The sequence below is a fragment of the Microbacterium alkaliflavum genome (assembly GCF_044325405.1).
GTDB classification, from domain to species: Bacteria; Actinomycetota; Actinomycetes; order Actinomycetales; family Microbacteriaceae; genus Microbacterium; species Microbacterium alkaliflavum.
Genome location: NZ_JBIQWL010000008.1, coordinates 98,716 through 113,868, shown reverse-complemented (window position 1 = coordinate 113,868; position 15,153 = coordinate 98,716). Strand labels below are relative to the sequence as shown.

Annotated in this window: 7 protein-coding genes and 1 pseudogene; 3 read left to right on the top strand and 5 right to left on the bottom strand. The window is 69.4% G+C overall.

Features of this window, described 5'->3' with window-relative positions:
* A pseudogene (locus ACH3VR_RS18090) lies at window positions 1-274 on the top strand (2-dehydro-3-deoxyphosphogluconate aldolase); the annotation flags it as partial.
* Between the two features lie 438 nt (window positions 275-712).
* On the opposite strand, the gene ACH3VR_RS18085 reads toward ACH3VR_RS18090, so the two are convergent.
* Window positions 713-1,810: a substrate-binding domain-containing protein gene (locus ACH3VR_RS18085; protein ID WP_397557710.1), complete on the bottom strand. Its 1,098-nt coding sequence runs from the start codon at window positions 1,808-1,810 to the stop codon at window positions 713-715.
* A gap of 158 nt (window positions 1,811-1,968) precedes the next feature.
* On the opposite strand from ACH3VR_RS18085, the gene ACH3VR_RS18080 reads away from it, so the two are divergent.
* Together ACH3VR_RS18080 and ACH3VR_RS18075 are read left to right on the top strand one after the other, a co-directional pair.
* On the top strand, window positions 1,969-6,813 hold the full coding sequence (locus ACH3VR_RS18080) for a family 16 glycoside hydrolase (RefSeq protein ID WP_397557709.1): 4,845 nt from the start codon (window positions 1,969-1,971) through the stop codon (window positions 6,811-6,813).
* Window positions 6,804-9,701: a glycoside hydrolase family 43 protein gene (locus ACH3VR_RS18075; RefSeq protein ID WP_397557708.1), complete on the top strand. Its 2,898-nt coding sequence runs from the start codon at window positions 6,804-6,806 to the stop codon at window positions 9,699-9,701. The genes ACH3VR_RS18080 and ACH3VR_RS18075 overlap by 10 nt, the downstream gene beginning before the upstream one ends.
* A 51-nt stretch (window positions 9,702-9,752) precedes the next feature.
* Here ACH3VR_RS18075 and ACH3VR_RS18070 read toward each other — a convergent pair whose 3' ends face one another.
* From ACH3VR_RS18070 to ACH3VR_RS18055, 4 genes are read right to left on the bottom strand one after another with little or no spacing between them, the layout of a single operon-like run.
* Window positions 9,753-10,670: a carbohydrate ABC transporter permease gene (locus ACH3VR_RS18070; RefSeq protein WP_397557707.1), complete on the bottom strand. Its 918-nt coding sequence runs from the start codon at window positions 10,668-10,670 to the stop codon at window positions 9,753-9,755.
* A complete protein-coding gene (locus ACH3VR_RS18065) occupies window positions 10,670-11,608 on the bottom strand; it encodes a carbohydrate ABC transporter permease (protein ID WP_449566855.1) in 939 nt (312 codons plus the stop codon). The genes ACH3VR_RS18070 and ACH3VR_RS18065 overlap by 1 nt, the downstream gene beginning before the upstream one ends.
* A 2-nt stretch (window positions 11,609-11,610) precedes the next feature.
* A complete protein-coding gene (locus tag ACH3VR_RS18060) occupies window positions 11,611-12,903 on the bottom strand; it encodes an ABC transporter substrate-binding protein (protein WP_397557706.1) in 1,293 nt (430 codons plus the stop codon).
* 28 nt (window positions 12,904-12,931) lie between these two features.
* Complete coding sequence (locus tag ACH3VR_RS18055) at window positions 12,932-15,106, bottom strand: alpha-galactosidase (RefSeq protein ID WP_397557705.1); 2,175 nt, start codon at window positions 15,104-15,106, stop codon at window positions 12,932-12,934.
* Window positions 15,107-15,153 lie beyond the last annotated feature (47 nt).

Here is a 15,153-nt window from a genome sequence, read left to right as displayed (position 1 = left end):
CCTTCCCGGCGTCGCGACGCCGACCGAGGTGCAGCTCGCGCTGTCGCTCGGCCTGACGTGGCTCAAGGCGTTCCCCGCGACGTGGCTCGGCACGTCGTGGTTCCGGCACATCCGCGGGCCGTTCCCGCAGGCGACGTTCGTCGCGACGGGCGGCATCGACGCCTCGAACGCGGCGGAGTTCCTGGATGCCGGCGTGCGCGTCGTCGCCGTCGGCTCGGCCCTCGAGGACGCCTCGCAGCTCGACCGCATCGCGGCGCTCCTCGCATCGCGCTGACCCTCGTCCCGCCGCTCCCCGCCCCCTCGACAAGCTCGGGGACCGGGGTTGGGTGCATCCCTCATCCGGTCGCTGAGCTTGTCGAAGGCGTCGAACGTGAACCCGCGAGGGGTCACGGGTGAGGCATCCCGCGCCGCCGTCTTCGTGCACAGCTGCGGGGATCCCGCGCGACGCGCGGGCTCGCCCCGGCGTGTCGGCCGATTTCCCCGCAGCTGTGTGCACTGGCTCGACAAGCTCGGGGACCGGGGTTGGGTGCATCCCTCATCCGGTCGCTGAGCTTGTCGAAGCGTCGAACGTGAACCCGCGAGGGGCCACGGGTGAGGCATCCCGCGCCGCCGTTTTCGTGCACATCCGCGGGGATCCCGCGCGACGCGCGGGCGGGCGCCGGCGTGTCGCGCGAATTCCCCTCAGTTGTGCCCCGCCGGCGCCGAGCCCGCGCTACGGTGCGGTGGACTCGCGGGGGTGGAGCACGGGCAGCACGTACGTGCGCTGCACGGGACGGCGGGTGCCGTCGACCAGACGCGCGACCATCGTCTCGACCGCGAGGCGGCCCACGTGCTGCTTGGGCGGGCGGAGGGCCGTGATCGGCGGCTCGGCGCTCTCGGCGACCTCGTCGTCGTAGGCGATGATCGCGAGGTCGGCCGGGATCGACCAGCCGTGGTCGCGCGCGTACTGCTGCACGAGCACGGCCTGGGGATCGGAGTGGATCAGGAGCGCCGTCGTCGAGGTCTTGCGGCAGCGTTCCAGGATGTCGGCGATGAGCGCCTCGCGGGCGATGCCGTCCATCGCGTCGAGCGTCGCCTCGACGTCGACGGGAGCCTCGAGGCCAAGGTCGGCGACGGCGCGGTCCCAGCCGCGGCGCAGCTGCCACGACGTGGGCGATCCGGCGGAGGTCAGGATGCCGACGCGGCGGTGGCCGAGCGCGGCGAGGTGGTCGGCGGCGAGCGAACCGCCGAAGACGTGGTCGGTCGTGACCCACTCGAGGCTCGTGAGCGCGAGCGCCGACGGCGCGCGGCGCTCGGCGAGCACGACGGGGATCGGCAGCGACTCGAGCCAATGCAGGAACGCCCGGCCGTCGGCCCCGAGCGTCTCGGGGGCGGCGATGAGGCCGTGCAGGCTCCCCGACTCGACGAGCGACGCGATCTGCCGGCGCTGGTCGTCGACCGAGTAGCTCGCGCCGCGCAGCACGAGCTGCACGCCGAGCTCGGTCGCGGCGGCGCGGGCGCCGACGATGATGTGCGGCCAGTAGTAGCTCAGCGACGGCGTGACCATGCCGACCCGGAACCGGATCGGCGCGGTTGCGGCCGACGCCGTCGGCACGGTCGTGTCGAGGCGGCTGCGCAGCGTCGCGCCGCCGTGCACGCGTGTGAGCAGGCCGCGGTCGGCGAGATGGCTGATGTCGCGGCGGATCGTGAGCTCCGCGACCCCGAGCTCTCGCGCGAGGTCGGCGACGCGCACCGCGCCGGTGCGGCGCAGCTCGTCGAGGATCCGCTCCCGGCGCGACAGGCCGAACGGTGCGGGGTCTCCGGATTCCATCGCGGAAAGGCTACTCCGAAGTTCGGATCGATTCAATGATGAGCGAATGTGTTCGTTTTGTTCCACAGTTCGCGGTAACACGGCACAATCGCGCTTACGGGTACGTTGTCGTGCCCGCAGTCACACGGAAACGGAGAGCGCCGATGTCGGAGGCAAGGATGCCTCGTCCGAAGGACGACCGGGTTTCACGTCGGATGCGGATGGCGCTGGCGACGGCGGTGAGTGCGGCGGTCATCGCGGCTCCGCTCGCGGTGCCGATCGCGGCACAGGCCGCTGGGGCGGACTCCGTCACGGTGACCGTGGACGGGGCCGATGTCGCCGCGGCGGCGCTCAACAAGAACGGCCTGACCTTCAAGGGCTTCGGCGTGCTGTCGGCCAACTCGACCAGCGCCCTGCTGATGGACTACAAGTCGCAGCATCCCGACAAGTACTGGGAGCTCGTCGAGACGCTGTTCGGCGGCGACCACCCGATCATGAACACGGTCAAGATCGAGATGGGCAACGACCGCAACACCTCGACGGGTCCCAACGCCGCCTCGATGCGCACGCGCGACGAGTACCCCAACGTGCTGCGCGAGCCCGGCTTCCAGCTCGCCGCCGACGCGCAGAAGGTCGCGCACGGCGACATCCATCTGAGCCTGCTCCGGTGGAACCGCCCGACGTGGGTCACGAGCAATGCCGACCAGTACATCTGGTTCAAGAACACCGTGCTCGCGGCGTACCGCGAGTACGGGATCATGGTCGACTCGATCAACCCCGACACGAACGAGACGAGCACCCCCGACCAGCAGCTCTACAAGGACTTCTCCGGCTGGGTGAGCGCCGACACGAAGGGCTACGAGGGCGCGACCGCGGGCGACCCGAACAACGGCTTCAAGACCGCCGAGGAGAAGAAGCTCTTCACGAGCATCGAGACGATCGCCGCCGACACGGTCGGCACGCCGCCCGTCGCGTTCGGCAACGCGATGACCTCGACGACCGACTCGTCGCTGCGCGACGCCGTCGACATCGTGGGCTTCCACTACTCCAGCGCCGACGACAGCGCCGGCAACATGAAGAAGATCGCCGAGCAGCTCGACAAGGAGGTCTGGAACTCGGAGGGCCAGTCGACCTTCTCGAGCTCGGCCGACCGCCCGAACAACAACGCGAGCGACGAGCAGGGCGGCTTCGGCACGCAGTTCGGCGGCACCAACAGCGCCCTCGAGATGGGCAACTGGATCACGACCGGGTTCAACGCGTCCCGGCGCACGATGAACATCTTCCAGCCGGCGATCGGGTCGTTCTACGACGGGTTCCAGTACTCCTCGAAGGAGCTCGTGAACGCCCGCGACCCGTGGTCGGGCTGGATCTACTACGACGGCGGCCTCGCCGTGCTCGAGCAGTTCACGCAGTTCGCGAAGCTCGGGTGGGAGAACTCCGACAACACCGCCGGCATCTGGCGCGCCATCCCGAAGGCCTCGGGCAGCGAGCTCGGCACGGGCAACCCGCCGAGCGGCGCGCGCGCGGGCGGAGCGTCGTACACGACGCTCGCCGCCCCCGACGCCTCCGACTTCTCGACCGTCATCGTCAACGACTCGAAGTTCACCAAGACGTACAAGATCGTCGCGAAGAACCTGAGCCTCGGCGCCGACCAGACGGCCGAGCTCTGGGAGACCCGCGCCGCCGACGCCGGCGAGGCCTACGACGCGAACTACCTGCAGCCGGTCGGCGAGGTCACCCCCGACGGAACGGGCACCTACACGATCTCGGTCAAGCCGTGGTCGGCCCTGACCCTCACGACGCTCGACCAGGCGACCAAGGCCGCCGACGGCACCCTCACGGCGAAGGCCGGCAACGGCAGCGCGCTGCCGAGCTCGAGGGAGTACACGGCTCAGGGCGGCGGCCGGGACGTGCTCGACACCGACCCGACCGGCAGCGTCAACGGCGTGACGGACGACGCCACGATCTACGCGGACGACTTCGACTACAGCGGCCTCGCGAACATCAAGGGCTACGACCCCGCGACGGGTCAGCTCGTGGACTCGGGCCAGTCGTTCGTCGACGCGCGCGGCAGCAAGGCCAAGCCCGCGGGCACCCCGAGCGTGCAGGCCGAGGACGACGGTGCGATCCCGCGCTACACGAACGACACGAACGGCGCGTTCGAATCGGTCACGACAGCGGATGCCGCGCACGGCCGTGTGCTCCGCCAGCAGGTGGGCCCAGGCATGGCCGGCAGCGCCTGGAACAGCGGCGACCCCAAGACCACGATCGGCGACGCCCGCTGGGCCAACTACACCGTCTCGGCCGACGTGCTCTTCGAGGCGGCCGGCACGCAGTACGCGACGATCGGCGCCCGTGAGCAGGGCGGCACGGCCAACGGCCAGAGCGTCTCGGCCGCCGAGCTCAAGGTCGACGCCGCCGGCGCCTGGACGTTCATGCGCTTCGGCAGCACCCTGTCGTCCGGCACCGCACCGGCAGGCTTCAAGGCCGGCGCGGGCGTGTGGAACAACATCGCCGTGAAGGTCGCAGGCGCCGTCTACACCGCCTCGATCAACGGCGTGCAGGTCGCGACCTTCACCGACCCGACGCCGCAGGCGACGGGCCGCATCCAGCTCGGATCGAGCTTCAACTTCGTGCAGTTCGACAACCTCAAGGTCGAGACCGTGCCCGGCTACACGCCGTACTACTCTGACGTCATCGACGGCATGCACCAGACCAGCTGGGCCGACACCTCGACGAAGGTCCTGAGCTTCGACGCGAACTGGAGCCACGTCAACGGACAGGGCATGTTCGAATGGCAGCGCTCCGCCTCCAAGAGCACGGCGAAGGGCGCGGCACTGACCTACGCCTTCACCGGCACGGGCCTGGACATCATCGGCACCAACTCCGGCACCCCGACGCTCGACGTGATCGTCGACGGCGTGCAGGTCGTGGCATCCGCCCCCACCTACAGCGCCGGCAGCGAGCGGACCGCATTCATGCTGCGTGGCCTCAAGAGCGCCGCGCACTCGGTCGTCATCAAGACCGCCAACGCGGAGTCGATCAACGTCGACGCCGTCGGCGTCGTCAAGGCCAACGCCGATGCGACCAAGGTCGACACGACGGCGCTCGCGGCGCTGGTCGACTCCGTGAAGGGCCTCGCCCAGAGCGACTACAGCGCCGACTCGTGGACCGTGTTCGCCGCCGTGCTCGCCGACGCGAAGGCCGCCGTCGCCGATCCGGTCGGCTACGGGCTCGACGCGGAGGGCGCGACCGCCCTCACGGCGCGTCTCAAGACGGCCGCCGACGGGCTCACCCCGGTGGACGTGAGCGCCGACGTCGTCGACCTCGGCGTCGTCACGATCACGTCGCGCGATCGTGCGCTGCCCTCGCACCTCACTCTCGTCGGGGCCGACGCGCCCGTGACGTGGAGCCTCAGCGCCGCCGACGCGGCGAAGTCGACAGCGGAGCTCGCGAGCTTCGCCGCCACGGGACGCTCGACGCAGAAGAACGCGTCGGGCCTGTACCAGCGATTCAGCGCGACGGTGCTCGTCGTGCCGCCCGCCCTGAACTACTTCATCGACTCCGGCTCCTCCACCTCGGCGGCGGGCTCCGTGTACGCGGGGGTCAAGGCCGCCTTCCCGGGCCTGCTCAACGGATCGACCGACCAGAAGTGGGACGGCGCGGCGGCCGGCTCGACGTGGGGCTACTCCACGACGGCCACGACCATCGCGGCCGGGACGGCGGGGGACTGGGGCTCGTCGTACGTCGGCGCCGACTACAGCAAGCCGATCACGTACCACCTGACGCTGCCCGCCGGCACGTACAACCTCGTCGGCGTGCAGGCTCCGCGCGCGGGCCTCACCACCAACGTCTACTCGACGGTCAAGGGCACGGGCCTCACGAGCGCGACCAAGACGGCCACCTCGACCGGCGCGGCGACTGCCGTGTCGCAGACGGTGACACTGGATGCCGCCACTGTCGTCGACCTCGAATTCGGCACCAACGGCACGAGCGGCTACAACGCGCGTCTCGCGCTCGTCTACGTGCAGTCGCTGCCGCGCGACGTCGGAGTGCAGGGCGCCCTCGGCGTGAACGACGCACTGCCCGCGACGGTCGACATCAAGGGCACCGCGACGCCGGTGACGTGGGATGCCGCATCCGCCGCGCAGCCGCGCGCCGAGTACGCGAAGCTCACCGTCACCGGAAAGGTCACGGCGAGCGGCAACCCCGTCGTCGCCTCGTTCGAGATCATCCCGGCGAAGCTCGTGTACTTCATCGACTCGGGCACGAGCGGTGTGGACTCGCCGCAGTACCTCGCCGTCAAGAAGGCCGTGCCGACGCTGCGCAACGACAAGGTCGACCAGGTCTCGGCGGCGGCCGATCAGTGGGGCTACGTCGCCGACGGCATGAAGGTGAAGGCGACGACCGACATCAACGAGAAGTACTCGACGGGTCTGTACCAGGACACGACGAAGCTGATCTACCGTCTGCCCCTCGCGGCCGGCACCTACACGCTGACCGGCGGGTTCACCGAGTGGTGGGGCCTGAACCGCACGATGAACCAGACTGTCTCGGCCGGCGGGGTCGAGCTCGCGAAGGGCAACGTACCGCTCTCCGGATCGAACACGCCCCTGACGGCACCGCTCACGTTCACGCTCGCGGCGCCGACCACGGTCGAGTACGTCGTCACGAACGAGGGCGCGGGCAGTGAGAAGCCCGTCATCTCGTGGCTCGCCGTCACCGACGCGACGCCGCCCGCACCGACGGCAGACGTCACGGTCGCCAAGCGGTGCGTCGTCGGCAAGGTCGTCCTGACGGTGGGCGTCACCAACACGGGCACCGCCGCACTCAAGGGATCCGTCGCGACGCCGTTCGGCACTTCGGCCGTGAGCGACCTCGCCGCCGGGAAGTCGACGACGCTCGCCTTCTCGAGCAAGGCCGCCTCGGTGCCCGCCGGCACCGTGACGCTGACCACGACCGACCCCGCGAGCGGGGCGCAGCTCACCAAGACGACGAACTACGGAGCCCAGACATGCGAGTGAAAGCCGGCCTCGGGATCATCGGGGCGCTCGTGGCGGCCGCGCTGGTCGCGGCATCCACCCCCGCCTCGGCACTCCCGGCGGCGGCGGCCGTCGTCGCCGTCGTCACCGACCCCGCCGACGGCGTGCCGCGCACCGACCCGGTGCCCCTGTACGACGACTACCAGGCACTGGCCGACCCCGGTGCGAGCGCGGCCGGCTACTTCCAGCCGTACTGGTACGACACGCAGGGCCGCCACATCCAGGCGCACGGCGGACAGATCGTCACGACGCAGGAGAACGGCCAGACGGTCTACTACTGGTACGGCGAGGACCGCACGAACGGCTACTACGGCAGCCCCGGCGTCGCGGTCTACCGCTCGACCGACACCTACAACTGGGAGAACCTGGGCGACGCGCTCCGCGGCGTCTCGGACAACGCGGAGCTGACGACCGACCCGTACTTCGTCGACCTGTACGGCACGCTCGACGGTGCCGGGCAGCCCAAGACCGACCTGGTGCAGTCGCTGTCGTACTACCTCAACACCGACCAGAACTGGACGTACTCGGCGATCTTCGAGCGGCCCAAGGTGCTCTACAACGCCAAGACGGGCAAGTGGGTCATGTGGTGGCACGCCGACGGCCGCACGTCGGCGGGCGGGTCGATGTACGCCCGGTCGATGGCGGCGGTCGCCGTCGCCGACAGCCCTGCCGGCCCCTTCAAGATGACGGGCGCGTACCGGATGTACAACCGGTCGAACTACCAGGCGTGTACGACGAGCGCGGTGCCGGGGCAGGCGCGGGACATGACGGTGTTCCAGGATGCCGACGGCACGGCCTACATCGTCTACTCGTCGGAGGAGAACAACTCCCTCTACGTCTCGAAGCTCAACGAGGACTACACGAACGTCGAGCACACGACGACGACCGACCCGGTGCGCACGGGGTCGTTCGGCGGGTCGGCGAGCTACACGTTCCAGTACTCGGAGAGCGGGCAGTACCCGCACCTCTTCGCCGACGGCACGGCCGACGCACCCGTGCGCGGCACCGACTTCCAGATCGTCAAGGAGTGCGGCCACCTCGAGGCGCCCGCGATGTTCACGCACGGCGGCAAGTACTACGTGCTGGCCTCCGGGGCGACGAGCTGGGCACCCAACCCGCAGACGTACTACAGCGCCGACGACATCCTCGGCGGCTGGATCCGGGGCGTGCAGTCAGGCGACGCGTACGAGAACGTCTCGTACAGCTCGATCCCCGAGGGCGGCGACGGGCTCCTCTCGGTCGGCGATGTGCGGCGCACGACTTTCGGCTCGCAGTCGACCAACGTGCTGACGCTCGGCGACGGCAAGTACGTCTACATGGGCGACCGGTGGAACGAGGGCAAGTCCGACTCGACCTACGTCTGGCTGCCCATCACGGTCGCGGCGAACGGCGTCCTCGAGATGCGCAACCCCGCGACGGAGGATCCGGCGCGCTGGGGCTCTGGCTGGGGACCCTCGTACTGGGACGACAAGGGCGTCGGCGGCAAGATCTGGAGCGTCTCGGATGCTGCGATCCCGTCCGCCGTGCGGCTCGGCGCCACGCCCGCGAAGGCGCTGCCGGCGACCCTGCCGGTGACGGTCGACGGCCAGACGCACGACGTCGCGGTGACGTGGGATGCCTCGTTCACGGCCCTCGGCAGCGCGACGATCACCGGCATCCTCGCCGGTGACGCCGACTTCGGTCCGGGTCGGCGCGTGACCCGCACGGTCGACGTGTGGGACTACGGCGTCACGAACCTCGCCCCCGGCGCGGCAGTGACGGCGTCGAGCCGCTCCGACCTCGCCCGCACCGTCGTCGACCTCAACGTGAAGGGCAAGGGCTGGGACGACTGGCTGTCGGGCGGGGTCTACCCCAAGAGCAGCTGGCTCGCGTTCGACTGGACGAGCACGCAGCGGCCGCGCACGATCCTCGTGCACACCTACCGCGACGGCACGGCCTCGTGGCCGTCGACGGTCAAGGTGCAGTACAAGGCGAACGGCGCGTGGGTCGACACGCAGGTGAGCGCGACGCTCGACCAGACGGCCACTGTCGCGCCCGTGGCGACGCTCGACGTCTCGAGCCTGCCCGCGACGACCGGCATCCGGGTGCAGCTGCAGACCGCGACCAACGTGTGGCAGTCGATCTCGGAGGTGCAGATCTGGGGCGACGCATCGCAGGGCGGCAACGTCTGCCGGGTGCCGGGGGCGAGCGTCTCCGCCTCGTTCTCGCAGACCGACTACTCCGCTTTCCCGGCGACGAACGCGTGCGACGGGTCGACGAGCACGCCGTGGTCGACGTGGGCGATCGCGGGCGGTCCGAACCCCGTGACCTTCACGCTCCTGCCCGGGACGGCGTACGAGGTGTCCAGCGTCGCCTTCACCAACGGCGAGGGTTCGCCGAAGACCGTCGGCGTCCGCTACCGCGGCGTCGACGGGGTCTGGCGCGACACGTCGGCGACGGCCGCGCCGATCGCCGCGGCGGGCACGCAGACCACGGTGGGCTTCACGCCCGTCGTCGCGACGGCCGTGCGGCTGACGTTCGCGACGCCGTCGACGTACCTCAAGATCCCCGAGATCTCGGTGATGGGCACGCTCGCGGCAGCCCCGCCCGCCCTTCCCGTGGTCGAGGCGTCGGTGGAGCAGCGCTGCGCAGCCGGGAAGGTCGTGCTCGTGACCTCCGTGACCAACACGGACGACACCGTCCTCGCGGTCGACGTGTCGTCGCCCTTCGGCGCGAAGTCGTTCACGGCGGTGCAGCCCGGCAAGACGGTCTCGGTCGCCTCGACGACGAAGCAGGCGCAGGTGGCGGCGGGAAGCATCCAAGTGACCGCGGCCGACGGGTCCGGCACCTCGACGTCGCAGGTGGCGTACCCCGCGAAGTCCTGCGGATAGCCGAAACCCCGGTCCCCGATAGCTCGGGGACCGGGGTTCGGCCGGGTGGGGTTACTTGATCGAGCCCCGCGTGACGCCCGAGATGACCCAGCGCTGGCTGAAGATGTAGACGATCAGCAGCGGCGCCATCGCCATGAGGTACGACGCGAAGGCCACCGTGTAGTCGGTGTTGAACTGCCCCTGGAACACGAACTGTGCGAGGGTCAGTGTCCGCGACGAGGGATCGGTCAGCACGACGAGCGGCATGATGAAGTCGTTCCAGGCCCACACGCACGTGAGGATGCCGACCGTGGCGTTCATCGGCATGAGCAGGGGGAAGATCACCGACCAGAAGACGCGCCACGTGCTCGCACCGTCAATCCGTGCCGCCTCTTCGAGCTCGATCGGGATCGAGCGGATGTACGCGGTGTAGATGAAGATGTTCAGCGACAGCCCGTACACCGTGTACAGGATGATCAGGCCTGCCTGGTTGTCGAGCCCGAGAAGCGCCGTCTGCTTCACAAGCGGGAGCATGATGATCGGGAACGGGATGAACAGCGCCGCCAGCAGGTAGAAGAACACACCCTTGAAGAACGGCCGGTGGATGTTCCGCGCGATCGCGTAGGCGACGATCGAGCTCGTCAGCAGCGTGAAGGCCACGGCGCCGACGGTGATGATCGCGGTGTTCATCAGCGCCTGCGGGAAGTTCGTCCGCTGCCAGGCTTCGGGGAAGTTGGCCCAGTTGACCGGGTTCGGCCATTCGAATCCGGTGCCCTCGGTCAGCTGGTCGGGGGTCTTCAGGGCGACGACGACCGCGAGGTAGAGCGGGATCAGGACGGTGAGCGAGCAGACGGCGATGAGCGCGGTCGCCCACCAGTTCGTCTTGCGGGTGTCGAGGTCCTCGGGACGCCGGCGCAGGATCCGTCGGCGAGGCTCCACAGCCTCGGCGGGCTGCTCGAACTGGATCGAGGTGTTGGTCGTGGTGGTCATCAGAAATCGGCCTCTCTGCGCTGAAGGACCCGGAACTGCAGGAGCGAGACGATCGTGATCACGATGAAGAAGACCACGGCGTTCGCGGATTGGTAGGCGAACTCCCCACCGGAGAACCCGCCGCGGAAGATGAGCAGCGTGACGGATTCGGTCGCGGTGCCCGGTCCGCCGTTGGTGAGGGCGACGACCTGCTCGAACACCTGGAGGAAGCCCTTCAGGCTCAGCACGATGTTGATCGTGAAGAAGGCGCTGATGAGCGGGAAGGTGATCGACCAGAACTGCCGGCCAGCGCTTGCGCCGTCGATCGACGCCGCCTCGTACAACTCGGAGGGGATCGTCTGGAGCCCGGAGAGATAGATGATGATCGCGAACGCGCACGCCTGCCACACACCGAGCCCGACGATCGCCGTCCACGCCCACGTCTCGTTCGTCAGGATGTTGTCGGCGAACAGCGGGATGCCCGACAGGATCTTCGGCAGTGAGTTCGAGAAGAAGAACTGGAACACGTAGCCGATGACGAGGATCGCGAGCACATAGGGGACGAAGTAGACGCCCCGCCAGAGGTTGCGCGCCTTGATCTTGGCGTTGAGCCCGATCGCGATCGCGAGCGAGATGACGTTCGTGAGGATCGTCGCCACGATCGCGAAGAGGAACGAGAACCCATACGCGTGGAGGACCCGGTCGTCCTTGAACAGATTGATGTAGTTCGACAGCCCGATGAAGTTCCAGTCCCCGTACCCGGGGTAGTTCGTGAAGCTGAAGAAGATGCCGATGATCACGGGCAGCGTATGGAAGAACGCGAAGGCGATGACCGCCGGCCACACCATCCAGTAGTAGGCACTCGGCGCACGCTTGGTCGCCGTCCGGGTGCGGGTGGCACGCTTCTTCGCGGCGCCCCCCGTCGACGAGGCGCGCACGGCCTCAGTCATGGTCGTCATGACTACTCTCCCTTCACGGGGATCGTGCGGGCGGCCACCTTGGCCCACTCGCTGTCGAGGGTGGCGAGCGCCGCGTGGGTGTCGCCGCTGAAGAGGAACTGCTGGATGATCGCGGCGAGCGGGATGCTGGGCGGGATCTGGTGGTCGATGAAGCCCGTGATCTTGCCCTGGTCGAAGTAGGGCTTGACCGACTGCAGTGCCGGGTCGTCGCCGAGCTTGGCGCCCTTCACCGACGGGACCATGTTCTGGGAGGCCGCGAACTCCTCGATGACGCCCTTCTGGAACATGTAGTCGATGAAGCGCATCGCCTCCTTCTTGTGCGGCGGGTTCTTGCCCATCGTCACGACGACGTCGACGCCCGACACCAGCAGGCGGTCGTCGGGGTTGGCGGCTGCCGGATAGGGGAAGATCCCCGCGCGGATCTCGGGATTGATCTGCTTGATGGGGTTGGTGGCCCAGATGCCCTGGAGGAGCATCGCGACCTCGCCCTTCGCGAAGGCGGCGTTGCCGTCGTCGTACGTCTTGCCCCGGTAGCCGTCCTGCATGTACTTCGAGTACAGCTCGTACTGCTGGTCGAGCGCCTCGGGGAAGTCCTTCTGGAACGACACCTCCGAGTCGGGGCCGACGTTCTCGCCCTCCGCGCGCATCTTGTCCCAGAAGTCGCCCTGCGAGGGGTACGCACCGAGCGCGTTGAACGAGGGCAGCCCCGTCCACGAGTCGGCGAGCGTGCCGTAGAAGGGCGTGATTCCGGCGGCCTTGAGCTTGTCGCAGACGGCGATGAACTCATCCCACGTCGTGGGAACCTGAAGCCCCAGCTTCTCGAAGATGTCCTCGTTGTAGATCACGCCGTTGGCGTTGTTGACGTAGCCGAGGCCGTTGACCTCGCCCTTCTTGTTGCCGAGCTTGGCGAGGATCTCCTGCACGGCGGGGTTGATCGTCTGCAGGACGGGCTCCTTGGAGAAGTCGTAGAAGACTCCCGCCTGCGCGAGCTTGCCGAAGCCGCCGTTCGCGTTCAGGGTGATGACGTCGGGGACCTTGTCCTTGACGAGAAGCGTCCGGATGGTCGTGTCGGCGTCGGCCACCTGGTTCTGCACGACCTTGATGTCGGGGTTCTCGGCCTCGAAGTCCTTGATGATCTTGTCGAAGTCCTCGAGCGCCTCTCCCTTGAACTGGAAGAAGTTGAGGGTCGTGACCCCGTTCGAGGGATTGGCGGCGCAGCCGCCGATCATGACGGCGATGCCTGCGATGGCCAGCACCGCTGCCGCTCGGCCGATACGGCCGCGAGTGGGTTTCATGTGTGCGCCTCCTTGCGCGTGGGGAGTGTCAGGAGAGGGCGGTGAGCTCGACGACGGTCGAGCGCTGCGGGAGCTGGACGGGCGGGCGCAGGCCGATGGTCGCGAGCTCGCGACCCGTCAGCACGACGCCCTGCGCCGCCCATTCCAGGGCGGACTGCCCGGCGTCCTCGTAGGGCTTCCCGGGGGAGAGCACCTGCACGCGGTACCGGCGAGCGGGATCGAGGCCCGGCATCCTGACCCGTCCCGGCGGATAGGCGACCGTGGTCTCGACCTGCGTGATCGTGAAGAAGGCGGATGCCGCGTCCTCCGCGACGATGCCGCGCACGTCGATGCCGGGGTCGGTGCCGTCGACGTCGACCGTGCGGCCGGTCGCGACGAGCGGCCGCACGCGCTTGGCGAGGGCGACCCACTCGGCGACGCGGGAGCGCGTCTCGGTGTCGGCCGACGTGAGATCCCACTCGACGCCGAAGTGGCCGAAGAGGGCCACGGCCGCGCTGAGGCCGAGGCCGACGGCGCGGCCCGACGAGTGCACGACGGGGCTCGTGAGGTGCATGCCCATGAGCTCGGGCGGCACGACGAGGGCGGTGTGGCGCTGGTTCGCCAGGCGCTCGAGCGGGTCGAGGCTGTCGCTCGTCCAGATGCGGTCTGTGCGGTCGAGGATGCCGAGGTCGACGCGCGCGCCGCCCGAGGCGCAGCTCTCGATCTCGAGGCCGGGATGCGCGGCCTTGAGCTCGTCGATGAGGCGGTACACGGCGAGCGTGTGGTCGTGCACGCGGGCGACCCCTTCTGGGCCGGAGCCCGCGTCGACGAGGTCGCGGTTGTGGTCCCACTTGAGGTACGCGATGTCGTGCTCGTCGAGGATCGCGTGCAGCCGCTCGGCGATGTACGCGTAGGCCTCGGGGTGGGCGAGGTCGAGCACCTGCTGCTGCCGGGCCGAGGGCGGCAGCTGCATGCGGCCGCGGAGGATCCAGTCGGGGTGGGTGCGCGCGAGGTCGCTGTCGGGGTTGATCATCTCGGGCTCGACCCAGAGGCCGAACTCGAGCCCGAGACGCCGGACGTGGCGGATGAGGGGGTGCAGCCCGTCGGGCCACACCGTCGCGTCGACGTACCAGTCGCCGAGACCCTTCGTGTCGTCGCGCCGGCCCGCGAACCACCCGTCGTCGAGCACGAAGCGCTCGACGCCGACCGCTGCCGCGGCATCCGCGAGCTCGGTGAGCTTGTCGAGCGAGTGGTCGAAGTAGACGGCCTCCCACGTGTTGAGAGTCACGGGGCGGGCGCGGCGCGGGTGCTGCGGACGTCGGCGCCACTCGGTGTGGAAGCGATGCGACAGCTCCGTGAGCCCGTCGCCCCACGAGCCGATGACCCACGGCGAGCCGACCGAGTCGCCGGGTGCCAGCACGACCTCGCCCGGGCCGAGCAGCTCGCCGCCGGCGAGGAAGGCCTCTCCCGTGACGACGCGCTCGGCGAGCACGCGGTGGTTGCCGCTCCACGCGACGTGGATGCCGTGCACGCGACCCCGTTCGAAGCCGAAACCGGGGCGCCCCGCCGCGAGGAGCAGTGTCGCGTCGGCGCCGGGGCGCCCGCGCCGGCTCTCGCGCAGGTGGGTGCCGAACGTGAAGGGACGTCGCTGCGGGCTGCGCTCACGCAGGTGGCGTCCGGTCGTGTCGAGGAGCTCCGTCGCGTCCCACGGGACGGGGAAGAACAGCTGCAGCGCCTGCACCGTGTACGGCGTCTCTCCCGTGTTGCGGAGGGTCACGCGCTGGTGGAAGAGGCCGCTCGGGCCGATCCGCAGCTCGAGCTGCGCCGCCAGCCGGGATTCCGCGTCGACCAGCGCGAGGGTGGCGCGGTGGTCGTTCGCCTGGATGCCCGCCACCTCGAAGCGGGCGCTGAACCCGGCGCCGCTGCGGTGGCCCTCGAGTGCGGGGGTGCCGAGCCATCCCCCGGCGGGCGTCGGCAGCACCGTGAGCCGTGCCGTCTCATCGAGGCCGCCCGAGACGCGCTGAGGCCGGGCCGCGACGGCGAGCGACGCGAGCGACGCGTCGTTCGACTCGGTCAGCTCCTCGCCCCAGTGGACGATCGCGGGAGCGGGGGCGGCGGTGAGGTCGACGACGACGCTCGTGCCGCCTCGGCGAAGGTGGAGCACGTGCTGCGAAGTGCCGGTCGAGGAGGCGTCGGCGTCGAGCGCCCTATCGGTGGAGTGCATGCATTAGTTCTAGCACGGAAATAATACCCACGACAAGAGGGGGTTTC